23 protein-coding genes and 1 tRNA gene (1 of these 24 cut by a window edge) are annotated in these 23,919 nt (G+C 67.7%); 9 read left to right on the forward strand and 15 right to left on the reverse strand.

Annotation, left to right across the window (positions count from 1 at the left end; all coding sequences use genetic code 11):
- Positions 1–453: 453 nt before the first annotated feature.
- From N8I74_RS03380 to bla, 5 genes are all read right to left on the reverse strand, one after another.
- The gene (locus N8I74_RS03380; RefSeq protein WP_263125518.1) at positions 454–1,503 is read right to left on the reverse strand and encodes an NADP(H)-dependent aldo-keto reductase; all 1,050 of its coding nucleotides are present in this window, start codon (positions 1,501–1,503) and stop codon (positions 454–456) included.
- A gap of 44 nt (positions 1,504–1,547) precedes the next feature.
- The gene (locus N8I74_RS03385) at positions 1,548–2,636 is read right to left on the reverse strand and encodes a sigma-54 interaction domain-containing protein (RefSeq protein ID WP_263125519.1); all 1,089 of its coding nucleotides are present in this window, start codon (positions 2,634–2,636) and stop codon (positions 1,548–1,550) included.
- A gap of 66 nt (positions 2,637–2,702) precedes the next feature.
- Positions 2,703–2,918, reverse strand: a complete 216-nt coding sequence (locus N8I74_RS03390) for a TOBE domain-containing protein (protein WP_263125520.1) — start codon at positions 2,916–2,918, stop codon at positions 2,703–2,705.
- 21 nt (positions 2,919–2,939) lie between these two features.
- Positions 2,940–3,536 carry an NADPH-dependent FMN reductase gene (gene ssuE / locus N8I74_RS03395; protein ID WP_263125521.1) on the reverse strand — a complete coding sequence of 199 codons (597 nt, stop codon included), beginning with the start codon at positions 3,534–3,536 and terminating at the stop codon, positions 2,940–2,942.
- A gap of 415 nt (positions 3,537–3,951) precedes the next feature.
- Positions 3,952–4,806, reverse strand: coding sequence for a subclass B3 metallo-beta-lactamase (gene bla / locus N8I74_RS03400; RefSeq protein WP_263125522.1), 855 nt, complete (start codon positions 4,804–4,806; stop codon positions 3,952–3,954).
- Positions 4,807–5,083: 277 nt separating this feature from the next.
- Between bla and N8I74_RS03405 the strand changes: the two genes are divergently transcribed.
- From N8I74_RS03405 to N8I74_RS03415, 3 genes are read left to right on the forward strand one after another with little or no spacing between them, the layout of a single operon-like run.
- Complete coding sequence (locus N8I74_RS03405; RefSeq protein WP_263125523.1) at positions 5,084–5,896, forward strand: class I SAM-dependent methyltransferase; 813 nt, start codon at positions 5,084–5,086, stop codon at positions 5,894–5,896.
- Between the two features lie 24 nt (positions 5,897–5,920).
- Positions 5,921–7,534: an FAD-binding protein gene (locus tag N8I74_RS03410; protein WP_263125524.1), complete on the forward strand. Its 1,614-nt coding sequence runs from the start codon at positions 5,921–5,923 to the stop codon at positions 7,532–7,534.
- The gene (locus N8I74_RS03415) at positions 7,531–7,848 is read left to right on the forward strand and encodes a 4Fe-4S dicluster domain-containing protein (RefSeq protein WP_263125525.1); all 318 of its coding nucleotides are present in this window, start codon (positions 7,531–7,533) and stop codon (positions 7,846–7,848) included. Before N8I74_RS03410 ends, N8I74_RS03415 begins: the two co-directional genes overlap by 4 nt.
- On the opposite strand, the gene N8I74_RS03420 is transcribed toward N8I74_RS03415, so the two are convergent.
- The 10 genes from N8I74_RS03420 to N8I74_RS03465 form a co-directional block, all read right to left on the reverse strand.
- Positions 7,845–8,162 carry a DUF971 domain-containing protein gene (locus N8I74_RS03420; RefSeq protein WP_263125526.1) on the reverse strand — a complete coding sequence of 106 codons (318 nt, stop codon included), beginning with the start codon at positions 8,160–8,162 and terminating at the stop codon, positions 7,845–7,847. The two genes, N8I74_RS03415 and N8I74_RS03420, sit on opposite strands and share 4 nt — an antisense overlap.
- Positions 8,159–9,139: a HEAT repeat domain-containing protein gene (locus tag N8I74_RS03425; RefSeq protein ID WP_263125527.1), complete on the reverse strand. Its 981-nt coding sequence runs from the start codon at positions 9,137–9,139 to the stop codon at positions 8,159–8,161. The genes N8I74_RS03420 and N8I74_RS03425 overlap by 4 nt, the downstream gene beginning before the upstream one ends.
- Positions 9,140–9,149: 10 nt before the next feature.
- Positions 9,150–10,007, reverse strand: coding sequence for an ABC transporter ATP-binding protein (locus N8I74_RS03430; RefSeq protein WP_263125528.1), 858 nt, complete (start codon positions 10,005–10,007; stop codon positions 9,150–9,152).
- The gene (locus N8I74_RS03435; protein WP_263125529.1) at positions 10,004–10,789 is read right to left on the reverse strand and encodes an ABC transporter permease; all 786 of its coding nucleotides are present in this window, start codon (positions 10,787–10,789) and stop codon (positions 10,004–10,006) included. Before N8I74_RS03435 ends, N8I74_RS03430 begins: the two co-directional genes overlap by 4 nt.
- 10 nt (positions 10,790–10,799) lie before the next feature.
- The gene (locus N8I74_RS03440) at positions 10,800–12,212 is read right to left on the reverse strand and encodes an ABC transporter substrate-binding protein (RefSeq protein WP_263125530.1); all 1,413 of its coding nucleotides are present in this window, start codon (positions 12,210–12,212) and stop codon (positions 10,800–10,802) included.
- A 157-nt stretch (positions 12,213–12,369) separates the two neighbouring features.
- The gene (locus N8I74_RS03445) at positions 12,370–12,618 is read right to left on the reverse strand and encodes a 4Fe-4S dicluster domain-containing protein (protein ID WP_263125531.1); all 249 of its coding nucleotides are present in this window, start codon (positions 12,616–12,618) and stop codon (positions 12,370–12,372) included.
- Entirely contained in the window at positions 12,615–14,345 is a 1,731-nt protein-coding gene (locus N8I74_RS03450; RefSeq protein ID WP_263125532.1) for a fumarate reductase/succinate dehydrogenase flavoprotein subunit, read from the reverse strand. The genes N8I74_RS03445 and N8I74_RS03450 overlap by 4 nt, the downstream gene beginning before the upstream one ends.
- A 252-nt stretch (positions 14,346–14,597) precedes the next feature.
- The gene (locus N8I74_RS03455; protein WP_263125533.1) at positions 14,598–15,329 is read right to left on the reverse strand and encodes a GntR family transcriptional regulator; all 732 of its coding nucleotides are present in this window, start codon (positions 15,327–15,329) and stop codon (positions 14,598–14,600) included.
- A gap of 380 nt (positions 15,330–15,709) precedes the next feature.
- A tRNA-Pro gene (locus tag N8I74_RS03460) sits at positions 15,710–15,786 on the reverse strand.
- 43 nt (positions 15,787–15,829) lie between these two features.
- Positions 15,830–16,759, reverse strand: coding sequence for a polyprenyl synthetase family protein (locus N8I74_RS03465; RefSeq protein ID WP_263126708.1), 930 nt, complete (start codon positions 16,757–16,759; stop codon positions 15,830–15,832).
- Between the two features lie 465 nt (positions 16,760–17,224).
- Between N8I74_RS03465 and rplU the strand changes: the two genes are divergently transcribed.
- The 6 genes from rplU to N8I74_RS03495 form a co-directional block, all read left to right on the forward strand.
- Positions 17,225–17,536: a 50S ribosomal protein L21 gene (gene rplU, locus N8I74_RS03470; RefSeq protein ID WP_263126709.1), complete on the forward strand. Its 312-nt coding sequence runs from the start codon at positions 17,225–17,227 to the stop codon at positions 17,534–17,536.
- A 17-nt stretch (positions 17,537–17,553) separates the two neighbouring features.
- Positions 17,554–17,826 (forward strand): 50S ribosomal protein L27, encoded by a 273-nt coding sequence (gene rpmA / locus N8I74_RS03475; RefSeq protein ID WP_263125534.1) that lies wholly within the window; start codon positions 17,554–17,556, stop codon positions 17,824–17,826.
- A gap of 154 nt (positions 17,827–17,980) precedes the next feature.
- On the forward strand, positions 17,981–19,132 hold the full coding sequence (gene obgE / locus N8I74_RS03480) for a GTPase ObgE (protein ID WP_263125535.1): 1,152 nt from the start codon (positions 17,981–17,983) through the stop codon (positions 19,130–19,132).
- 77 nt (positions 19,133–19,209) lie between these two features.
- Positions 19,210–20,460: a hypothetical protein gene (locus tag N8I74_RS03485; RefSeq protein WP_263125536.1), complete on the forward strand. Its 1,251-nt coding sequence runs from the start codon at positions 19,210–19,212 to the stop codon at positions 20,458–20,460.
- Between the two features lie 8 nt (positions 20,461–20,468).
- A complete protein-coding gene (locus N8I74_RS03490; RefSeq protein WP_263125537.1) occupies positions 20,469–21,164 on the forward strand; it encodes a hypothetical protein in 696 nt (231 codons plus the stop codon).
- 125 nt (positions 21,165–21,289) lie between these two features.
- Positions 21,290–23,919, forward strand: the 5' portion of a protein-coding gene (locus N8I74_RS03495; RefSeq protein WP_263125538.1) for an ATP-binding protein. The gene runs 184 nt beyond the window's last position; 2,630 of the gene's 2,814 nt are visible here — the first part of the coding sequence; it begins with the start codon at positions 21,290–21,292; its stop codon lies off the right edge, out of view.

Raw genomic sequence — 23,919 nt, forward strand, 5'->3', positions numbered from 1 at the left:
GGAAGGGGGGCCGCAGGCTGGCGCGGCACCATTGCCTGTTCACCATATCAAGCCGTTTTTATTTTAAAAAATAATATAAATTTGTTTTGTTATTTGTTTTGGAAATAAAGAAGAATTGCCAGCCACCCAGCCACCCAGCCACCCAGCCACCCAGCCACCCAGCCACCCAGCCACCCAGCCACCCAGCCACCCAGCTGCAGCGGTGTGGCTGTTGTCTGTCCATAGATAGGTATTGCCTGCCTAAGGGGCGGTAGCGGCGCATGGCGCGGCTGGCGGTACGGCGGATGGGGAAGGCTGCGGCGGCGGGGCTGCCGGTGCGGGTGGAGCAGTTGCGTGGTTGTGGCGTACACATGGATCGGCGCGGCCGGTGTCGCTGTGAAAGGCGCCATGGCGGCGATGGGCGCGGCGGCTGTGGCCGGCCGTGCCCCGGCACCGGGCCGGGGCGATGGGGGGTCAGGGGGCCGGGTTGGGATGGTTCAGATGGATGGCATCCAGTTCGGCCAGGATCTCCTCGCCCAGCTTCAGGTTCACGCTGTCCAGGTTCTCCTTCAGCTGCGCCAGGTTGGTGGCGCCGATCAGGTTGCTGGCGGTGAACGGGCGGCTGTTGACGAAGGCCAGTGCCAGTTGCGCCGGAGACAGGCCGTGCTTCTTCGCCAGCTCGACATAGGCGCGCACGGCCGCTTCGGCCTGCGGCCTGGAATAGCGCACGAAGCGGTCGAACAGCGCCAGGCGCGAGCCGGCCGGGCGGGCGCCGTCCAGGTACTTGCCGGTGAGCACGCCGAAGGCCAGCGGCGAATAGGCAAGCAGGCCGACCTGTTCGCGATGGCTGAATTCGGACAGGCCGATCTCGAAGGTGCGGTTGAGCAGGCTGTACGGGTTCTGGATCGAGACGATGCGGGGCAGCCCCAGCGTGTCGGCGGCCTTGACGAACTGCGCCAACCCCCACGGCGTTTCGTTGGAAACGCCGATATGGCGCACCTTGCCCGCCTTCACGAAGGCGGCCAGCACCGACAAGGTCTCCTCGATGGGCACGCTGTCTTCGTCTTCGATCCACGGATAGCCCAGCCGGCCGAAGGTGTTGGTGCTGCGGTCCGGCCAGTGCAGCTGGTACAGGTCCACGTAGTCGGTCTGCAGCCGCTTGAGACTGTCGTGCAGTGCCTGGGTCAGGTTCCTGCGGTCATGCCGGGCCTCGCCGCCGCGCAGGTAGCGGGGCTGGTGCGGCTGGCGCTGCGGGCCGGCGGCCTTGGTGGCGATCAGCACGTCGTCGCGCCGGCCTCGCGCGGCCAGCCAGCTGCCGATGTACTGCTCGGTGCGGCCCTGCGTCTCCTGGGTCGGCGGCACCGGGTACATCTCGGCGGTGTCGATCAGGTTCACCCCGCGCTCGATGGCGTAGTCGAGCTGGGCGTGTGCCTCGGCCTCGGTGTTCTGCTGGCCCCAGGTCATGGTGCCCAGCCCGATCAGGCTGACGGACAGGTCGGTACGGCCTAGCTTGCGGTATTCCATGGTGGTCCTCGTGGGTTGGAGGGCCGGGCCGGGGCCCGGCGCGGTCATTTGGCTGCCGCCTGCAGCATTTCCTGGTCCGGCAGCAGGTCGTAGCGTTTGAGCAGCGTGCGCATCACGTTGCGCGTCACCCCCAGCAGTTCGGCGCTGCGCACCTGGTTGTAACGGGTGTGCTGATAGGCCGAGCGCACGATCAGCCCTTCCAGGTCGCTGAACAGCTGCCCGCCCGGCTGGGCGAACAGCTGGCGCAGCTGCTGTTCGATCACCGCCAGCGGCGAGCGGGCGGCGCCCGGGTCGTCCTCGCGCCCCGCCGCTGTCTGGCTGGTCAGGCGCAGGTGCTCAGGCCGGATCTCGCGGCCGCTGGAGACCAGCAGCGCAAAGTGGATCACGTTCTCCAGCTCGCGGATGTTGCCCGGCCAGCTGTAGCGTTTGAGTGCCTCGGCACTGGTCTCGCCGATCTGCGGCACGGCCAGGCCCAGCTTTTGCGCGTAGATGCCGAGGAAGTACTCGGCTAGTGGCAGGATGTCGCCCTGGCGCTGGCGCAGCGGCGGGATGGTGATGCCGACCACGTTGAGCCGGTAGTACAGGTCCTGGCGGAAGTGGCCGGCCTGCACCGCCTGCGCCAGATCGACGTTGGTGGCGGCAACCAGGCGCACATCGATGGGTGTGGGTTTGCGCGCGCCCACCCGCACCACCTCGCGCTCCTGCAGCACGCGCAGCAGTTTCACCTGCAGCGCCAGCGGCAGATCGCCGATCTCGTCGAGGAACAGCGTGCCGCCGTTGGCCGACTCGAACCAGCCGGCACGACTGCCCACCGCACCGGTATAGGCGCCGGCCTCGTGGCCGAACAGCTCGGCCTCGGCCAGGTTCTCGCTGATCGCGCCGCAGTTCACCGCCAGGAACGGGCCGCGTCGGCCGCTGATGTGATGCACATGGCGTGCCACCAGCTCCTTGCCGGTGCCGGTCTCGCCGTGCACTAGCACCGGGGCTTCGGAAGGGGCGATGCGCTCGACCTCGGCCAGCACGCGACGCGAATGCGGGTCGGCGAACACCAGTGCCTTGGCCCGGATCGACAGCGGGCTGTTCCGTTCGGCTTCGGGAAAGGTCAGCAGGGGTGGGGAACTCGTTTCGGGCATGGGGAAGGCTCCGTCCGGAATGGGAAAACCCGGACGGTCAGGCCGTCCGGTCAGTGGCCTGACGGGTTACAACGTGGCAATCGACACCTCGGTGGATTTGACGAAGGCGATGACTTCGCTGCCGGGCTTGAGGTTGAGCTCCTTGACCGAACGGGTGGTGATCACCGAAGTGACGATGCCGGACGGGGTGGATACATCCACTTCGGAGAGCACCGGCCCTTCGATGATTTCCTTGATGGTGCCGCGGAACTGGTTGCGAACGTTGATGGATTTGATGCTCATGCTGGCGTCTCCTGGTGGGGGTCAGATGCTGATGCGTGCCGCGGCAACCTGCCGCGGCAGTTCTTCGGGATGCAGTTGCACGCTGCCTGGGTCGGGCAGGTGGGCGATCAGGCGGCCGACAGCGTGGTGCAGCCGGGCGTCAATGTCCTCGCCCACCTGGTAGCTGCCGTCGTCCTGCAGTGTGAAATCGCGGTCGGTGGCGTAGACGCCGCCGACGATGTGGCGGGCCTTCAAGGCGGACAGCACCGGTTGCAGCGCGTAGTCCACCGCCAGCAGGTGGCCCGGGCTGCCGCCGGTGGCCAGCGCCAGTGCCGCTTTCTGTTCCAGCGCGCGCTCGGGCAACAGGTCGAGCACCGCCTTGAGCGCGCCGCTGTAGGCGGCCTTGTAGACCGGGGTGGCGACGATGAGGCCGTCGGCGGCGGCCAGGGCTTCGATGAAGCGGCGGATGGCGGGGCTGTCCCAACGGGCGTGGAGGAGATCGTCGCTGGGGAAGTCGGTCAGCGAGAAGGCCTGGGTGCGGGCGCCGTGGCTGGCAAGCAGCGCGCCGGCGCGCTGCAGCAGCGTGGTGGAGCGTGAGCGCTGGCTGGGGCTGCCGGCGAGCAGGACAACGGTGGACATGGCGAACGGGGCCCTCACTTCGGTTATTGCGGTGCACGTACAAAGTGCGTTAGGAAATATAAAACCGGATCAATATTACTTTTAATAATTTATGATTTGTTAGATATAACGCGGCTCGATGTAGCGCCGGGCAGCACCCGCCAACGGCTGGCCAGGATTGCGCACGGGGTGGCGGTCCGAATCGGCAGTGGCAGCCGGTCTGGTCGGGCATGCAAGCGGCGTGCCCGGTCCCGCTGCAACCCGGGGCGAAGGTTGCGGACAGGATCCGGTGCGGCAGGCCTGGCGCGGCGCACACTACCTGGCGCCGCGGTCCCGGCAAAAGGCGCGTCCTGCCCCGACCACGCTGCATCGGCCTTGGCGTGGCCGCTGGCCGCATCGGTAGTGCCGCAGGTAGCGCGCGCAGCGGGGGCGGTTGCTAGTGCTGCGCGGCTTCCTCGGCCAGCCGCTCGGCAAGGCGGGCACGGCCCTGCTCGGCGTAACGGCGGCAGGCGTGCGGATCGATGAAGGCGGCGTTGCCCCGTTCCGGCTGGCGCGCCTGGCGTGCCCACAACCCGCCAGCTTCGGGGTGGGCGGCGATCAGGATGTCGCAGGGCAGCGCGGCGATGCGCGCGATCGAGCGCTCGACATCGGCCTTGGCCTCGGGATAGGCGCGGTCGCCACTGTAGCGGAAGCGCTTGCCGCCGTAGGCGGAAAGGCTGTCGGCGTAGACCAGGCTGGCGGTGCGTCCATGCTCGGTGGCCTGCCAGGTCCAGCTGACGCCGCCGGGCGTATGGCCCGGGGTGAAATGCGCGGTGACCGCGAGCGGCCCCAGCCGGATCACCTCGCCATCCGCCACCGCACGGGTGTTGCGCACCGCGGCGAAGTCGGCCAGCCCGCCGTACTGTGGATCGTCCGGCAATGGGCGGCCGTGCCGCAGCACTGCCACACCCCATGCGCTGCTCAACACCGTGGCGCCGCTCAGCCGCTGCAACCATGCAATGCCGCCGGCGTGGTCGAAATGCGGATGCGAGTTGAGGATGTAGCGGATGTCCTCGGGCCTGAAACCCAGCTGCCGGATGCGCCGCGCGATCTGCTGCGGTGAGCGGGGGCTGCCGCCGTCGATCAGGATATGCCCGGCCGGCGAGGTGATCAGTACCGCGCTCAAGCCGCGGGGACCGACGTAATAGGTATTCCCGTACAGCGCGAATGGGGCCTGTGGCGCGTCCCAGGCAGCCTGATCGGCCCAGGCAGCGCTGCCGAGCAGGGTGGCGAGGGTAAGCAAGGCTTTCATCGTGTTCTCCCGGTGGTGGCATGGGGCCCGCCGGTGGTGGCAGGCATCGGTGCGGCCCAGTGTAGGCGCGGCGGCGGTGCGCTCGCAGGCATGCCGCCGTCACCGCTGTCACGCCGTGGCCATGTACGAAACGGTGCAATGTGGGGGCGGCGCTGCTGGCTGCCCAGCAGCCGGTCGGCCCCGGGTGCGCGCAATGCCGCGTCCTGGGCCGACCGCGGCCGTGGCATGCCTTGTGCTGGCACCACAGCATCTCCATGACCCGTCTGCGGGAGGTGCGATGTCCGGTCCCAGTCTGATGCTCGATACCCCGGAGCTGGCCCGCCATTACGAGGCGGTCAGCGTCGGGCGGCAGTTCCAGGCGGGTTTGCAGCTGGTGGCGGCGCTGCGCATCCGTCCCGGCGAGCGGGTGCTCGATGTCGGTTGCGGTACCGGGTTGCTGGCCGAGCATGTGGCCGGGCTCGTCGGCCCCGCCGGCCGGGTGGTGGGCATCGACCCGCTGTCGCTGCGCATCGAGCTGGCCCGGCAGCACCGCCGCGAGCCGGGCAACCTCACCTTCGCCGTCGGCAATGCCTATGCGCTCGATGTCTTCGAGCCGGAGGCGTTCGACGTGGTGTATCTGAACGCGGTGTTGCATTGGCTTGCCGACAAGCCGCAGGCGCTGGCGCAGATCCGTCAGGTGCTGCGGCCGGGTGGGCGCATCGGCATCGCCACCGGCTCGCGCGAGCATCCCGGTGCGTTGCAGCGTGTGCGTCACGCGGTGTTGTCGCAGCCGCCGTACGACGCCTACCCCCAGGCGCGCGACGGTGCCTCGGCACGGGTGGACGCGGCCGAACTGGGGGCGCTGTTGACCGCCGCCGGCTTTGATGCGGTGCGCATCGACGTGCGCCCTGACACCCAGGTGCATGCCGATGCCGATGCGGCGATCGCCTTTTCGCAAGCCAGTTCGTTCGGCAATTTCCTCGGCCATTTGCCCGAAGCGCTGCGCGCCGGCGCACGCGAAGCCATCCGCGTCGCGCTTGACGCGCAGCGCCAGCAAGCGGGTGTGCGTCAGCAAGGCGCCCGCCTGTACGCCATCGCCTTGCGGGCCTGAGCCCGCTGCCACAAGGAGCCCTGCATGACCGTGAATCCAACCCGCGTACAGGATGTGCGCACCCTGCAGACCGATGTGCTGGTGATCGGCGGCGGCCCCGCCGGCTGCTGGGCAGCCTGGCGGGCCACACAGGCGGGCGCCCGGGTGGTGCTGGCCGACAAGGGCTATGTCGGTACCTCCGGGGCGACGGCGCCGTCGGGCACCGGGGTGTGGTACGTGCCGCCCGAGGCCGAGGCGCGCGCGGCGGCGCTCGCCAGCCGCGAGGCACTCGGCGGCCACCTCGCCGATCGCGAGTGGGGCGAGCGCGTGCTCGACCAGACCTACGCCAACCTCGAACAGGTGGCGCAGTGGGGCTATCCGTTCCCGGTGGATGATGCCGGCCGGCAACGCCGCACCTCGCTGCAAGGGCCCGAGTACATGAGGCTGATGCGTCGGGTGGTCAAGCAGGCCGGGGTCCGGGTGCTGGACCAGAGCCCGGCATTGCAGCTGCTGCTGGATGACGAGGGCGCGGTGGTCGGTGCCGAAGGGGTGGACCGGCAGCGCGACGAAACCTGGCGCGTGCATGCGGGTGCGGTGGTGCTGGCCACCGGCGGCTGCGCGTTTCTTTCCAATGCGCTGGGCTGCAATGTGCTGACCGGCGACGGCTACCTGATGGCGGCCGAGAGCGGGGCCGAGTTCTCCGGCATGGAGTTCTCCAATGCCTACGGGCTGTCGCCGGCGTTCTCGTCGGTGACCAAGTCGGCGTTCTACCGTTGGGCCACCTTCCGCGATGAGGATGGCCGCGTGATCGAGGGTGCCGGTGCCAAGCACGGCCGCAGCGTGATCGCCCGCCATCTGGAAGCGGGAACGCAGGTCTACGCGCTGCTCGACTTGGCCAGCGAGGACGAGCGCCGCCACGCCCGCGGTGCCCAGCCCAATTTCTTCCTGCCATTCGACCGGGTCGGCATCGACCCCTTCACCCAGCTGTTCCCGATCACGTTGCGGCTGGAAGGCACGGTACGCGGCACCGGCGGGCTACGGCTGGTGGACCACGGCTGCGCCACTACGGTGCGTGGGCTGTATGCCGCAGGCGATGCGGCCACGCGCGAGCTGATCTGCGGCGGTTTCACCGGTGGCGGCAGCCACAATGCCGCCTGGGCCACCTCGTCCGGCTGCTGGGCCGGGGAGGCCGCGGCGCGTTTCGCACTCCACCGGGGCGCGCGCGCCCACGGCCGCCCCGCCGCCGTCGCCACGCAATGGGGCGGACGTGTGCTGGATGCGCGCGCACTGGTGCGGGCGGTGCAGGCCGAGGTGCACCCCTATTCGAAGAACCTGTTCCGCAGCGCCGAGGGCCTGGCCGCCTCGCTGGCGCGGCTCGACGGCTACTGGCAGGCCGTGCGGCACAGTGCGCCGGCGCAAGCCGCCGCCGAGCGGATACGCGAACGCGAGGCCGCAGCCATGCTGGCCACCGCGCGCTGGATGTACCGCAGTGCATTGGCACGCACCGAGACGCGCGGGATGCACAAGCGGCTCGACCATGCCGGCGAGGACCCGGCGCAACGGCACTACCTGTACAGCGGCGGGCTCGACCAGGTGTGGACGCGCAGCCACCGTGCGCCCTGGCATGGCACCCCGGGGCGCGAGGTGCTGGCGGCATGATCGAACTCATCAGCGCCGAGCGCTGCATCAACTGCGACCTGTGCGTGCAGATCTGCCCCACCAACGTGTTCGATGTGGTGTCGGGCGACAACCCGGTGATCGCCCGCCAGCACGACTGCCAGACCTGCTTCATGTGCGAAGCCTATTGCCCGGTCGACGCGCTCTACGTGGCACCCTTCGCCGAGCGCACGGTGCCGGTGGTGCCGGCACAGCTGGAGGAGACGGCCCTGCTGGGCAGCTATCGCCGTGCCCTCGGCTGGAGCCCGGGCGGCCAGGCCGAGCCGGACCAGAGCTTCCGGCTGCTGCGCGGCTAGCCGCCGCTCCGGAGCGGTCCGTTTGCTGCCGTGGCCTCCTGCGTGGCGGCCAGCTGTTGCAGATAGGGCCACGGATAGATGCCGCGCTCGTGGCCATCGGCAAAGCGCAGCTGCACCGCGTAGTGCCCCAGCGGCGCGAGTCCGGCCAGCGCGGTTGCGACGGGGACCGGCACGGCCTGGCCGCGCAGCGCGGCAGCATGGCAATCGGCGCAGCGGCAGGCCGCACGCAGTGCCTGGGCGGAGAGCGTGGCGCTGCCATCCGGCCAGACCAGCGTCAGCGCCTGTGGAGTCAGGCGAATTTCGAGCGGCGTCATGCCGTGGCCAGTCGGCTGATGGCCAGGCGCGCCGCCTTGCGTACCTCCGGATCGGGGTCGGCGGCGGCCACGTCAAGCGCGGCCTGGGCCGCGGGGTCGCCGATCTCGCCCAGTGCGATGGCAGCTTCCTTGCGCAGGTTGCCGACCGGGTGGGCGAGGCTGGCGATCAGCGCCGGCAGCGCGGCGGCGTCGCCGATCAGGCCGAGCGCGCGGGCCGCCTTGATCCGCACCTGCCAGATATCGTGTTCCAGCGTGCCGATCAGCGTCGGCGCCGCGCCGGCCAGCCGCAGCTTGCCCAGCGTGGCGGCGGCTTCCTCGCGCACCGGCCACTGCGGGTCGGCCAGTGCCGCCAGCAGCGCCGGCAGCACGATATCGCTGCCGGCATAGCCCAGTGCGCCGGTGGCGGCACGCCGGACTTCGGCATCCGGGTCGTGCCGGGCCAGCCTGGCCAGCTCGGGCAGCGCGTCGGCCAGCTTGAGCCAGCCAAGCACGCCCACCGCTTCGCGCCGCACGGCGGCATCGGCGTGCGGCAGCGCCGCCAGTGCCGCATCGCCCGCCTGCGGCACCCGCAGTTCGCGCAGCGCCCGCAATGCGGCGGCGCGGGCGAAGGCATCCGGGTGCCGCGCCCAGGGCAGCAGCGCGGGGCCGGCCTCGCGCGCCTTCAGCTCGGACAGGGTCTGCGCCGCCGCCTCGCGCACCGCCGCCTCAGGGTCGAGCAGGCGCGCGGCCAGTTGTCCGGCCAGCGTGACGGCGGCGTCCGGTTCGTCCCAGCCGGCCACAAGGCGTGCGGCTTCGGCACGCACGGTGCCATCCGGGTCGTCCAGCGCGGCCAGCAGTGCCGGCAGGTGGTCCGGGTCGCCGTGGTCGGCCAGTTCGATCAGCGCGATGCGGCGGGTGGCGGCGTCGGTGTCGCTCAGCCGGGGCGTCAGCGCCAGGTAGTCGGGGTCGCCGCTCAGTGCGGCCAGGGTGTCGGTCATGGGCGTTCCGTCAGATGGCGAATTGCAGGGCATGCACGTCGGGCGCGCCCAGCGGCGTCAGCCGCGGCAGCGGCTGGGCCGGTGCGTCGTGGTGCAGCAGCGCGAGGCAATGGCGCTTGAGCGCAATGAAGTCGGCGCTGGTCGAGAGCGCGGCATCGCGCGGGCGGGCGAATGGCAGCCGCAGATCCTCGACGATGCGGCCCGGGCGTGGGCCCATCACCAGGATGCGATCGGCCAGGAACAACGCTTCGTCGATATCGTGGGTGACGAACACCACGGTGGTGCCAAAGCGTGCCCATACGTCGAGCAGCAGTTGCTGCATCTTCAGCCGGGTAAGCGCATCGAGCGCGCCGAACGGTTCGTCCATCAGCAGTACGCGCGGCTGGCCGATCAGCACGCGGGCGATTTCCACCCGCTGCTGCATGCCGCCGGAGAGCTGCGACGGATAGCGCTGCTCGAAACCGGCGAGCCCCACCAGCGCCAGCAGTTCCTGCGCGGCGGCATGGCGTTCGGCGCGTTTGAGTCCGCGCATCTTGAGGCCAAAGGCCACGTTGTCGATCACCCGCCGCCACGGGAACAGCGTGTGGTGCTGGAATACCAGGCCGCGCTCGGGCGAGGGCCCGGTGACGCTGGCCCCATCGACGTGCAGCGCGCCAGAGGCGGGCGCCAGGTGGCCGGCCAGCGCGCCGAGCAGCGTCGATTTGCCGCAACCCGATGGCCCGAGCAGGCAGACGAACTCGCCCGGTGTGATGTCGAGCGTGACGTCCTCGACCGCGGTGAAGGCATCCTTGCCGTGGCCGACGCGGATGGCCACCTGGTCAAGCGCGATGCGGCCAGCGGTGGTGGCAAGCGGAAGCGGCGCGTTCATCGCGTCGCGCCCTGCCAGGGCATGGCCAGCCGGCCGAGCGCGCGGATCAGCGCGCTGCTGCCCATGCCCAACACACCGATCAGCAGCATGCCGACCACGATGTTGGCGTAGTTCTGCAAGGTGTAGCTCTCCCAGGTGTAGTAGCCGATACCGAACTGCCCCGAGATCATCTCGGCGGTGACGAGGCAGAACCAGCAGGTGCCCATGCCGATGGCAAGGCCGGTGACGATGGCGGGTGCGGCGCCGGGCACGACCACTTCGGCGAACACGCGCCAGCGCCGTGCGCCCAGGCTGCGCGCCGAGGCGATGAGGCGCGCATCGACACCTTCCACGCCGTGGATGGTGGCGAGCAGGATGGGAAACAGCGCGCCGACGAAGGTGATGAACATCATCGACGCCTCGGATGACGGAAACAGCAGTACCGACAGCGGAATCCACGCTACCGCCGGGATCGGCCGCAGCACCTCCAGCGGCGGCAGCAGCGTGCCGCGCGCCCAGCCGAAGCGGCCGATGGCAAGGCCGAGCGCGATGCCGGCAATCGCCGCGGCGGCGAAGCCCGCGAACACCCGGTAGAGGCTGTGCCCCAGGTGGAACAGCAGCTTGGGCGATTGCACCAGCGCCTGCCCGGCCTCCCACACTTCGCGCGGCGACGGTGCGTTGGCGAAGGTGACGAGGCCCAGGTGCGGCTTGTAGGTGGCCAACAGGTGCCACAGCAGCACGCTGGCGAGCAGCGATGCGGCGGGCAGCACCCCGGCAGCCGGGTTGAGATGAAGTGCGCGCATCGCCCCGGCCTCAGTGGCTGGCCAGCTTGGCGGCGGGTTGGATGCTGGCGTAGTCCACTACCTTGGCGTGGTTGGCCTTGGCCCAGGTCGCGGCGGCATCCTTGAGCAGGAAGGCGGCGAGCTGGCCCTTGCCGTCCTGGGCGAACCAGGCCTGGCGCGCCAAGAGCTTGATGCCGCTGCCGTAGTCCTGCGCGTAGATCACGCGGATGCGCTTGCCGCCGGCCTCGATGCGGCGGGCGTCGGCCACGGCCGCTTCCAGCGTGGCGTAGTGGCGCACCTTGGGCTCGCCCTCGACCCACACCTGACCCAGCCGGCGGAAATCGGTGATCGGCTTGCCGGTGAGCACGTCCTTGGCGTTGAGCGGCAGCTTGCTGTAGTCCTTGAGCTGCGCTTCGTAGTCGAGCCCGGCCTGCTTGAAGGCGGCGCGGATGTAGCGATCATCGACAAAGCTCGCCACGTCGAGATCGGCATCGGTGCGCTTGAGGTAACGCAGCGTCTCGATCGAGGTCTTCAGCGCCTGACGGTACTCGGGTTTCCAGCTGAAATCACGCGTCTGCAGGCCGAGTGGGCCGTGGAACAGGTAGGCGACCTCGGCCTCGATGCCAGTGGTCTTCTCGATCAGGTCGCTGTATTTCTCGGGCTCGGCGGCGAACAGCCGGTCGGCCTCGATCGCGGCGCGCAGGAAGGCGGTCACGACTTCCGGATATTTCCTGGCGAATTCGGCGTTGACCAGCGAGCCGTGGAAGGTCGGGGTCTTCGCCTGCGAGCCGTCGAAGATCTTGCGAGCAAAGCCGCGGTACGGGAACAGCTCGGCGAACGGCACAAAATCGGCATGCGCGTCGATCTTGTTCGCCTGCAGCGCGGGCCCGGCCACCTCGGGCGCCTGGGTGATGATGGTGACGTCCTTCTCCGGATCGATACCATTGGCCTTCAGCGCGCGCAGCAGCATGCCGTGCGAAGTGGAGGCGAACGGCACCGAGATGGCCTTGCCGCGCAGCTCGGTGATGGACTGGATCGGTGACGCCTTGGGCACGACGATGCCGTTGCCGCTGCCCTGCGTGCTGCCCGACAGCACGGTGATGAAGAGGCTCTTCTTGCCGGCCTTGTCGAAGGCGGCACCATTCAGCGAGCCGGGGAAATCGGCCATCGAGCCGATGTCGAGCTTGTCGGCGACCATCTCGTTGGTGAGCGGCGCGCCGGAGGTGAAGTTCTTCCACTGGATGTCGTACTGCGCATCCTTGTACTTGCCGTCGCGCGGCAGGTATTTCTCCAGGAGCTTCAGCTCGCGGATCAGCACGCCGCCGGTAGCGCAATTGATGGTGGTGTCCTGCGTGCCGATGGCGATACGGATCGTTTCAGCGTGCGCGAGGCCAGCGGTGAAGAGGGCAAGCGCGAGCGCGCCGAGTTGGTGGGTGAGTTTCATTCAGGTCTCCAGTGGTTTTTGTATGGGTGAAGCAGCGGCAGCTAAGAGCGGTTAACAAAGCCCAGCGAAGCGGTCCTGGCGCGAAGCGCGAAGCGTAGACAGTACAAGTCGTACGGCAAGCGAGCGCGACACAGCCAGGAGGGCTTTGTTAGCCGCGCTAACGCAGCAAATAGGGGATGTCGACTTGCACCGCCCCGGTCGGGCAATCCTTCTCGCACGGCATGCAGTACCAGCATTCGTCGAAGGCCATGTAGGCCTTGCCGCGGGTGAGGTCGATGGCCAGCACATCGAGCGGGCAGACGTCGACGCATACGGTGCAGCCCTTGTCGGCAATGCACTTTTCATCGTCGATGCGCACCGGCACGCTGCTGCGCTGCTGGGCGAGGGAAAAGGTGGGAAAGCTCATGCCGGTACGGCCTCCTTGTTGATTCGCAGTTGTTGGTAGGCGGCGTGTTCGTCCCGGTCCATCGCGATCACGTAGGGCGCCAGCGGCCGCTTGAAGCACGCCATCTCGCCAGCGGCGTTCTTGTGGAGCTGCACGTGGACGCGCCATTCGGCGTCGTTGCGCTCCGGGTAGTCGACGCGGGCGTGGTAGAGCCCCCAGCGGCTTTCGGTGCGGTAGAGCGAGGCGCGCGCGGCCATCTCGGCGCAATCGCGGATCGCGTGCACTTCCATCGCCCGCATCAGCTCGTGCGGATTGCGCGCGTGCAGCAGCTCAAGGTCATCGCGGATCGCCTCGAAGCGCTCCAGCCCGAGCTGCATCTTGCGGGTGACCTTGGGCGGTTGCAGGTAGTCGTTCACCATGCGGCGCAGCTTGTATTCCACCTGGGCCGGCGGCAGGCCGGCTTCGCGCAGCAAGGGCGCCCACACCCGCTGGCGCTCGGCGTCGATCTGGCTTGCAGCCACAACGGCATGGCTGTGCGCCTGCGCATGGCGCGCCGCCGACTCGCCGGCGAAGCGGCCGTAGACGAAGGCGCCCAGCATGTAGTTGTGCGGCACGCACGCCATGTCGCCGGCGGAGTAGAGGCCAGGCACGGTGGTGGCCGCGTGCTCGTCCACCCACACGCCGGAGGCCGAATGGCCGCTGCACAGGCCGATCTCGGAGATGTGCATCTCGACCATGCGCTCGCGGTAGTCGGTGCCGCGCCCGGCATGGAAGCGGCCCCGGCTGGGGCGCTCGTTGGTGTGCAGGATGGTTTCGATGGTGCTGATGGTTTCCTCGGCCAGATGATCGAGCTTGAGGAACACCGGGCCATTGCCGCCGGAGAGCTCGTTGTGGAACTCCTGCATCATCTGGCCGGACCAGTAGTCGCACTCGATGAAGCGCTCGCCGCGGCTGTTGGTGGTGTAGCCGCCGAACGGACCGGTGACATAGGCGCAGGCCGGGCCGTTGTAGTCCTTGATCAGCGGGTTGATCTGGAAGCATTCGATGCCTGACAACTCCGCCCCGGCGTGGTAGGCCATGCTGTAGCCATCGCCGGCATTGGTCGGGTTCTCGTAGGTGCCGAACAGGTAGCCCGAGGCCGGCAAACCCAGCCTTCCGGCCGCACCGCACGCCAGCACCACCGATTTGGCACGCACCACGTGGAAGTCGCCGGTGCGGCAGTCGAAGGCGAAGGTGCCGGCGATGCGGCCGTCCTCGCCGACGATCAGCCGGGTGGCCACCAGGCGGTTGGTGATCTCGACCCGGTGTTTCTTCAGCTGCCGGTACAGCACCTTCTTGATGTCATGGCCTTCGGGCATGGGCAGCACGTAAGTACCCAGGTGGTGCACCTTGCGCATTGCATAGTCGCCGGTCTCATCCTTCTCGAACTTCACGCCCCAGCGGTCGAGCTCTTCGATCATGGCGTAGCTGTGCTCTGCGTAGGCGAGGATGGTCTTCTGGTTGACGATGCCGTCGTTGGCGGCGGTGATCTCGCGTACGTACTGCTCGGGCGTGGCAAAGCCCGGCACCACGGCGTTGTTGAGCCCATCCATGCCCATGGAGATGGCACCGCTGCGCTTCACATGCGCCTTTTCCAACAGCAGCACCTTGAGATCGGGCCCGGCCTGCTTGGCCTTGACCGCGGCCATCGGCCCGGCGGTGCCGCCGCCGATGACAAGGACATCAACCTCGCGTTCGAGGGTGTTCATGGTTTGCTTCCTTGAATAAAACGGGTTTCGCCCCGCCGACCGAAGCGGCGGGCTGGATGGGTGCCTGCCCGGCACAAAAAAACATGTCCGCCCGGCCAGCCCACGAGCGCAGCGAGGCCCCCTCGCGGCGGCGAGGGCGAGGGGAGGCGGGGTGGAACAAGAGGGTTGCGTTGGGCGGCATGCCACTTTCCGGACGCGCCCGGCTTTGCCGGGAGCTTGCAGAAAGTGGATGCCCTGGGTCGATAAAACGTGTCATCGCGCAACCCGCAGCCGGAACTGGAAGCTGTCGGAGCGGCAATACAGGTATTCGAAATCGATCGGCGTGCTGTCACGGTCGTGCGTCAGCCGTTCTATCTTCAGCAGTGGCGCACCCACCGGCAGGCCGAGCAGGGCCGCGGTATCGCCATCTGCCAGCTGCGCATCGATGGCAAGGTCGGCGTGGCCCAGCGCGATGCCGTAGTCGTTCTCCAGGATCACGAACACATCGCGGGTGGCGAGATCCTCGCGTGCCAGGCGCTCGCCAAGATGCGGCGCCACATAGGTCACATCGAGCGACACCGGCTCGCGATTGAGCAGGCGCACCCGGCGCAGTTCGGTGACCGGGGCGCCGGTGGGCAGCCGCAGCCGTTCGGCGACCGCAGCGCCCGCCGGCAACGTGCGGATGCCGAGCAGCCGGTTGCAGATCTCGTGACCATGTTCGCGCATCGCCTCGGCAAAGCCCTGCAGTCGGGCCAGTTGCTGGAATGGCTTGGGTCTGGAGACGAAGGCGCCCTTGCCCGGCACCTTGAACAGCACACCTTCCTTTTCCAGCTCGCCCAGCGCCTGCCGCACGGTGATGCGGCTGACGCTGTATTGCGCCATCAGCGCGCTTTCGGAGGGCAGCTGTTCATGCGGTGCATAGGCACCGACATGGATGCAGGTGCGCAACTCGTCGCGGATGCGGCTGTAGAGCGGCTGGCTGGTGTGGTGCAGGGTGTCGGGCATGGCGCGGCAACTCGTTATGACAGGTCATGAATTGCAAGCACCGTGCCACGGGCCGGATTGCCCGCGCTGATCAGATCAAGTCATTGAATCCATTTGGATAACGGGATGGCGGGGCGGGGTGCGGCGCTGGACGCCGTGTGTTTGGAAATCAACATTGCGCTGCGCAGGATGTTGAAATCCCAACAGCGGAGGAAGGCCGGCAAGGCGCGACGCTGCGCCGGGAATCGGTGGATGGGGCGTTGGCGCAAGGCGCGCGCGGGCTGCAGCGGTGGCGGTGATGATGCGGGGAGGGGAATGGGCTCGGCGGGAGGGCGGGGCGGCAAAGCGCCCACAATGCAAAAGAGCCAGACCAACTGGACGTTGGTCTGGCTCTCGGATTCTGGTCGGGGTGAGAGGATTCGAACCTCCGGCCTCTACGTCCCGAACGTAGCGCTCTACCAGGCTAAGCTACACCCCGACTTGCAAAGAGGCGCAATTATGCGTGTGGCACTGAAAGGATGTCAACTGCTCCGGTTCACGGCCAGTTCGGCCAGCTGCAGCAGTGCCTCGGTGGCCGGATTGTCCGGCAGGTCGGCCAGCAGTGCCTTGGCACTGGCGGCTTCGCGCTCTGCCACCGCCAGCGCGTAGTCCAGCGCGCCGCAGCCTTGCACCGCGTCAAGCACCGCGGCGAAATCCTCGCCCCGGGCGTGCTGCAGTGCTTCGCGCACCACCCGGGCCTGATCGGCGCTGCCGTGTTGCATGGTGTGGATCAGCGGCAGCGTCGGTTTGCCCTCGGCCAGGTCGTCACCCAGGTTCTTGCCGATTTCGTCCTGTCTGCCGCTGTAGTCGAGCACATCGTCGACGATCTGGAAGGCGGTGCCCAGGTGCATGCCGTAGCGGGCGAGCCGGTCTTCCAGGTCCGCCGGGGCTTCGCTCAGGATGGCGCCCAGGCGCGATGCGGCTTCGAACAGCTTGGCGGTCTTGTAGCGGATCACGTGCAGGTAGCCCGCCTCGTCGATCTGTACATTGCCGATGTTCATCAACTGCAGCACCTCGCCCTCGGCGATGATGTTGGTGGCGTCCGCCAGCACTTCCATCACCCGCATCGAACCGCAGCTGACCATCAGCTGGAAGGCGCGGGTGTAGAGGAAGTCGCCGACCAGCACGCTTGCTGCATTGCCGAACAGCGCATTGGCGGTGGCACGGCCGCGGCGCAGGCCGGATTCGTCGACCACGTCGTCGTGCAGCAGGGTGGAGGTATGGATGAATTCGACCACGGCGGCCAAGCGGTGATGCAACTCGCCCCGGTAGCCCAGTGCCTGCGCCACCAGCAGCACGATCATCGGCCGCAACCGCTTGCCCCCGGAGGTGACGATGTATTCCGCGACCTGGCGTACCAGCACCACATCCGAGTAGAGGCGATCGCGGATCAGGGCGTCCACGGCCGCCATATCCTTGCCGATGACCGACTTGACGAATTCCGTCGCCACGCGCGCTCCCGTCCCAGATTTGAGGTCGAACCAAACCGGCAATACTAGCATGCCGCCGCACAATCGCGCAGCGCGTCCAGCCGCCCGCGCGACAGGCCGGGAGCAGGTTGTGCGGCCGGTGGCGGGCGCTGCCGGACTCATCCCGCCGCGCCTTGCGCGGTGCCCCGGGGCGGGCGGGGCGCCGCCGCACACGTTGGTCGCGTTGCGCGCGCGTACGGTATCGCCGGTGCCGTCGGCGAGCGCGGCAGGGCCGCTTCATTGCCCTTCAGCCCGTGTTGCGCCGCTTGCCAGGATCGCTGCGCCGGGCTTTGTGGGCGGCGCTAAGTGTTTGACGTAAAAGCAGGTCGGGCGTATAGTCGCGCGTTCCCCATCGGGCCGGTGGGGCGCGCGCATGGGGCGCGCATCCAAATTTTCTTGGAGCTCGTTATGTATGCAGTCGTAAAAACCGGTGGCAAGCAGTACAAGGTTGCCGTCGGCGAAAAATTGAAAATAGAACAGATTGCTGCAGACATCGACAGCCAGATCGTACTGAATGAAGTATTGATGGTGGCGGACGGTGACGCAGTGAAGATCGGTGCACCGCTGGTGGCCGGGGCTGCCATCAAGGCGACGGTGATCTCGCAGGGTCGGCACGACAAGGTCCGCATCTTCAAGATGCGTCGCCGCAAGCACTACCAGAAGCGTCAAGGCCATCGCCAGAACTACACCGAAATCCGCGTCGACGCGATCGAAGCGTAATCAGGAGCTGACATACCATGGCACACAAAAAAGCTGGCGGTAGTTCCCGTAACGGCCGCGACTCCCAGGCCAAGCGCCTTGGCATCAAAGTGTATGGCGGCGAGCTGATTCCGGCAGGCTCGATCATCGTGCGTCAGCGCGGCACCGAATTCCATCCGGGCGACAATGTCGGCATGGGCAAGGATCACACGCTGTTCGCGCTGGTCGACGGCTATGTGCAATACGCGGTCAAGGGCGCAGCCAAGCGCCGCACCGTGACCGTGCTGCCGTACACCGGCGAAGAAGCTTAAATCTAAGCTGCTCTTCCGGTTCGCGAAGCCCTATCCTGCGATAGGGCTTTTTTCATTGCAGGGTGCCGCACCACCACGGTACGGCACGCGTATCATCGCGGCATCGCCCGGCGCCATCGGCGTGAGGGCTGCGGATCACCAGTGGGCCTGGCCTATGAAATTCATCGACGAAGCAAGAATCGAAGTGATCGCCGGCAAGGGCGGCAAGGGCTCGGCCAGCATGCGCCGCGAGAAGTTCGTACCGCGCGGCGGCCCGGACGGCGGCGACGGCGGCAAGGGCGGCTCGGTCTGGGCGCTGGCCGACCAGAACATCAACACCCTGGTGGACTATCGCTTTGTCAGGAAATACAAGGCGAAGGACGGCGAATCCGGCCGCGGCGCCGATTGCTACGGCGCGGCCGGTGACGACATCGAGCTGCGCTTTCCGGTGGGCACGCTGATCACCGACGCCGAGACCGGCGAAGTGGTGGCCGACCTGACCCGTGACGGCGAGCGCATCTGCCTTGCCAAGGGTGGCAAGGGCGGCTGGGGCAACATCCATTTCAAGAGCTCGGTCAACCGCGCGCCGCGCCAGACCACGCCGGGCGAGGAAGGTGAACGCCGCGAGCTGGCGCTCGAACTCAAGGTGCTGGCCGACGTGGGCCTGCTGGGCATGCCCAATGCCGGTAAATCCACGTTCATCGCTGCGGTCTCGGCCGCGCGTCCCAAGGTGGCGGACTACCCGTTCACCACGCTGCACCCCAATCTGGGCGTGGTGCGCATCGACGACAACCGCAGCTTCGTGGTCGCGGACATCCCCGGCCTGATCGAAGGCGCCGCCGACGGTGCCGGCCTTGGCCATCGCTTTCTCAAGCATCTGCAGCGCACCGGCCTGTTGCTGCATATCGTCGACCTTGCGCCGTTCGATCCGGATGTCGATCCGGTGGCCGAGGCGCGCGCCATCGTCGAGGAATTGCGCAAGTACGACGAAGCGCTCTACCGCAAGCCGCGCTGGCTGGTGCTGAACAAGCTTGACATGGTGTCGGACGACGAGCGCGAGGCACGTATCGCCGCCTTCCTCGACGCGATGGCCGTATCCGAGCGCCAGCCCGATCCGCTGGCGGTGTTCGATCCGCACTTCATGCGGGTGTTCACCATCTCCGGTCTGACCGGCGAAGGCTGCCGTGAGTTGACCTACGCCATCATGGATTACCTGGAGGCTGCGCGGGCACTGGAACGCGAGGCGGTCGCGCTGCAGCCGCCGTTGCCGCAACTGGATGAAGACGAAGCCGACGCGCTCGATGCCTTCGATCCGGACGAGAATTGATGGCGCCGCTCTGCCTGCGTGCCGGTCTGCGGGCGCTGCCCGCCCGGCAGACCTGGACCGGTGCCTGATTCCCTTCCATGCAAGCTGATTCGCTTTCCGACTTCTTCCAACCCGGCTTCGACCCACGCGATCTTGGCGGGCTCGCCGGCCTGCTGCGCGCCAAGCCCTACCTGGATGCGCTGATCACGCTGTTCCGGGGCGGGGAGGACGAGGTGCTGGTGCGTCTCCTGATGCTGCGCGAGATCGGCGCGCGAGCCGATGCGCCGCGCTGGAGCCCGCAGGAGCTGGACGCGCGCTTTGCCTATATCAATCCGGTCAAGCGTGAGACGGTGCTCAAGCGCCTGCGCGACAACGGCCTCTTGGTGTGGGATAGCGATGCGGCACTGTATGCGCTGTCCGAACCCGGGCGCGTCGCGCTGGCGGCGCTGGCGACCCTGACCCAGTTCGCCGACGGCGAGGCCGAGCTTGGGTATCTGACCGCGCAGGTGGCTGCCGGCCAGGCGGTCGGCAATATCGCGCCCGAAGCCTTGCAGCACCTGCTGGCCCGGCTCAACGAACTGCATGCCGATTTCGATGAGGCGCTGGAGTCGCAGTCTGAATTCCAGATCCGCAGCGCGCGCGCCAAGCTCGAAAGCGTGTGGCGCTGGGTGGAGAAAGGCACCGAGGTGATGCGGCAGGTGCTGGCGGACGACAGTACCGACGGCGCGGTACACCAAGTGGCGCAGGCCATCGCGCTGGCGCAGGGGCGCATGCTGCGCATGACCGGCGTGTTCCAGCGCCGGCTGGCCGAGCTGGCCGCCCAGCGGGTGCATCTCGGGCAGTCCGGCCTCACCTCGACCAACGTGGCCGATTGGCTGCGCGATCAGAGCCAGGAGGCACTGGCCGCGCTGGGGCGCGACCTGCTGAGCTTCGCGCCGCAACCGGATTTCGTGGTATCGGACATCCTGCTCGATGTGGCCGAGTTCGAGCTGATCGAACGCGAGCGGGTCGATGACACCGCCTCCGCACTGCCCACCTCCGAACTTGCGGCATCCGTCTCGGCCGTCGAGGCCGAGCGCCTGCTGCTGGCCGAAGAACTCTATGCCCTGCTCAAGGGCATCGACACGGCCGCGCCGCTGGCCGACGCCGTGCTGGCCGACAGCTACCCGGAAACCGCGTACCGGTTGTCGTTGCTGTCGCTGCTGGGTGATGCCGAAGCGGCGCTGGAGCAGAGTGTGGTCGCCGACCTTGTCAAGCTGCCGCTTGCCTTCGTCACCGAGGAGGCGGTCGACGAGCTTGACCACCCGGATGTTGCCACGCTGACACGTGGCCGCCTTGAGCGTATTTAGGGAACACGATGGATCAAGCCCTCAACATCCTTGTGGCGCGCCTGCTGGCGCACCGCTTCATCCCCCGCCGCGACCCGCTTGCGCGCCGCGCGCTGATCGACGAGTCGTTCCGCGAGCACCTGGAGCATCGTCTTGCCGAGTGCGGGTTGCAACTGCTGGAGAACCCCTACGCCGAGTACATCGCCATTGGCCTCAAGCCCGAGATGGAAGACTGGGTGTTCGGCGAGGGCGAAAACTGGCTGTCCAACAACATGGGCCTGCCGCGCGATGCGATCGCGCTGCTGGTCGTGATCTGGGCACTGATCATCCTGCCCAAACGCGAACGGCAGATCGCCCGTGCCGCCAGCGCCGGCGACACGCAGTCGGACATGTTCGGCGAGCAAAAGCCCATCGCCCACGGCGAGGAGATGGCACCCGGTGTACCGGAGGACGCGATCTACGCCGACTTCGGCAAGAAGCTGGGTGGCAAGACACGCTTTTCAGCCAACCTGGGGCAGCTTGCCAAGCTCGGTTTCGTCGTGCGCCGCAACAAGCTGATCTTCGAAGGGCCGCTTCTGGACCTGATGATCGACTACGCCAGGCTCGCACCGCGCATCATCGAGGGCGCGCTGGGCGAAGTGCTCAAGCTGTCGGGCACCCGGATCGCCGCCGCGCCCGAGGCGGATGGCGAAGAAGCCGACGAGGCGGTCGAGCTGGGCGACTGAACCGGGCACCCCATGCCCCCGCATCCGGCGGTGGCATGCCGATCCGGCGATCGCGACACGATGCAGTTGATTAGACAGAGCCTGTGGCGCAACACGCGGTGCGGCAGGCAAGGCAAGGAAGGCTGATGTTCCAGATCCGCGAACTCGAAATGATCCACTGGGATTTCTGGCGCGCCGTACGTGTGCCGCTCGATGCCCAGATCGTCACCATCGTCGGCCCCAACGGCTCGGGCAAGACTACCTTGCTCGACGCGCTGCGCACGCTGCTGGCGCTCAAGTGCTCGGGCCGGCGCGACTACAAGCGCTACGTGCGCAACAACCGCGAGAACTACGCCTGGCTGCGCGGCGTGGCCAGCAACCCGCGTCGCAGCGGTGGCGGGTTGTTTCCCTATCTGTTCTTCCCGCTGACCTGCGACGAGGTGACGCTGTTCTGCCGCATCAAGAAGCAGGGCGGCGACTGGGTGCGGCAGTACGCCATCGCCGAGGGCAACGTGACGCTGACCGCCGAGACCGAAGCGCAGCTTGCCTGGATCGGTGTGAACGAATACAGGCGCCGGCTGGAGCAGGCCGGGCTGACGCCCGCCATTGCCGAGGTGCTGGCACTGGAGCAGGGCGATACCGACAAGCTGTGTGAATACAGTCCCAAGGCGTTGCTCGATCTGGTGTTCCAGGTGTTCGGCGACAAGGAAGTGCTCGATCACTATGCCGAGACCAAACTGCGGCTGAAGGAGGCCGAGGGCGAGCTTGGCAAGATGGAGCAGCAGCTGGCCGCGCTCGGGGTCGACGTGGAGCGGCTCAAGCTGCGCGCCAACAACCACCTGGAATGGCGCGCATTGCAGGATGACGTCGAACAGCTGGAAGCCCAGGTGGTGCCGGCGCTGCGCTATGTCGAACAGTGGGAAAGCCTGCGCGGCTACATCAACCAGTTCAAGGGCAGCCGGCGCGCGCTCAAGCAAAAGCAGGACGAGCTCGATGCCATCGATGTCGAATACCGGCAGGCCGAGACCGTGCAGCGCGAGGCGTTGACGCACGAGGACGCGGCGCGGCGAGAGTACGATGCGGCGTTCAAGGCCTTCCAGGATGCGCGCGATGTGGCGCGCGACAGCGAAAAGACGCTGAAGGAGGCCGAGCGCCTGCGCCAGCTTGCCGAGCTGGAGCACGGTGCGGACGCGGTTGCGCTCAACGACCGGCTTGCCCGGCACAAGGAGGCGGCTGCCGAGCTCAAGCAGGCCATCCGCATGGCCAAGGAGGAGCGCCAGCGCCTTGCCGAAGCCCAGTTCGCGTTGCAACAGGGCCGCCCGCCGCATCCCGATTTCGTTGCCCGCATGCGTGCCGCGCTGGATGAAGCCGGCATCGCCCACCAGTTGCTGACCGAGATCGTCGAAGTGCGCGACAACAGCTGGCAGGATGCGGTGGAGGCACTGCTGGCGCCGTATCGCCACATCATCCTGCTCGAACGCAGCGCCGACCGGCAGCGTGCCTGGGAGATCGGCCAGGAACTGAAATACCGTCACTTCATCGTGCCCGAGCGCGAGCCGGTGGCGCGGGCTAACGCCAATTCGATCCTCGAGATCGTCGACTTCAAGGCCGATGCGCCGGCCTGGCTTGCGGGGTTGCTCAACCGCACCCAGCGCGCCCGCTCGGTGGCCGATGGCCAAAAGCTCGATGGCGATTGGATCACCCGCGACGGCTTTCACAAGGAACGCCGCGGTGCCCGCGACATCTCGGCCAAGCCGGGCGACTATGCGTTCGGCGAGGCAGCGCGCCATTCGCGGCTGGCCGAGGTGAGCCGGCGGCTGCGCGAGCTGAACGAGCAGTTGCTCGCCGATGAGTCGCGGCTGGGCGACCTGGAGCGCGATATCTCGATGCTGACCCAGTCGCTGATGGGCATGCAGGCGGTGGTGCAGCTCGCCGCGCGGCAAGATGAGTTCGCCGCGGTGGCCGAACGCTGGCCGGATGAGGAACGACGCGCCCAGGAGGCCGGCGCCGCGCTCGCCGCCGCCCATGCCGCCTGGGAGCAGATGCGCAACACCCGCGAAGAAGGCCGGATCGCCTTCGAAAGGCTCAAGGACGGTCGCGCCCGGCTCGATGCCCAGGTCGGCATGCTGCTGGATCAGTCGGCGCGCCAGCGTGAAGAGCAGTCGCGCCTGATCCGCGCCCTGCGCGAAGCCAAAGGTGCGTTGCCGGGAGCGCTGAGCGCTGCGGCCGAGCTGCGTGCACTCAAGGAGCGCTACGGCGGTTCGCGCGAAGTGCTGCATATGATCGAGCACGAACGCAGCCGGCTTGGCGCCGGCGACTGGGAGACCGACGCCACTGTGGTCGCGCGGCGCGACAAGCTTGCCGCCGACTATGCCGCGCTCGAACGTGATACCCGGCTGCATCGCAGCGAGGTCATGCGTACCGGGCTGCTGGCCGACGAGGCCCGCGCCGCGTACATCAACAAGCTCAAGGCCACGGTGCGCGCCTATGGCCGCAACGTGAAGCGGCTGGGCGAGCTTGCCGGCATCGAGGTCGAGCTTGAGCTGCCGCAACTGGACAACGACGACCTGACGCTGGCGCAGGCAGGCCTGTCCGCCCGCTTCAATTTCGACCAGAAGGGCATGATGGGCCTGAACGATGGCGAAGCCTCGGGCGGCCAACAGGTGATGAAATCGCTGATCCTGCTGATCGGCCTGATGATGGATGAATCGAATCCGACCGGCTTCGTGTTCATCGACGAGCCGTTCGCCCACCTCGATATCTTCAACATCGATCG

The organism is Chitiniphilus purpureus, from assembly GCF_025642115.1.
Classification (GTDB): domain Bacteria; phylum Pseudomonadota; class Gammaproteobacteria; order Burkholderiales; family Chitinibacteraceae; genus Chitiniphilus; species Chitiniphilus purpureus.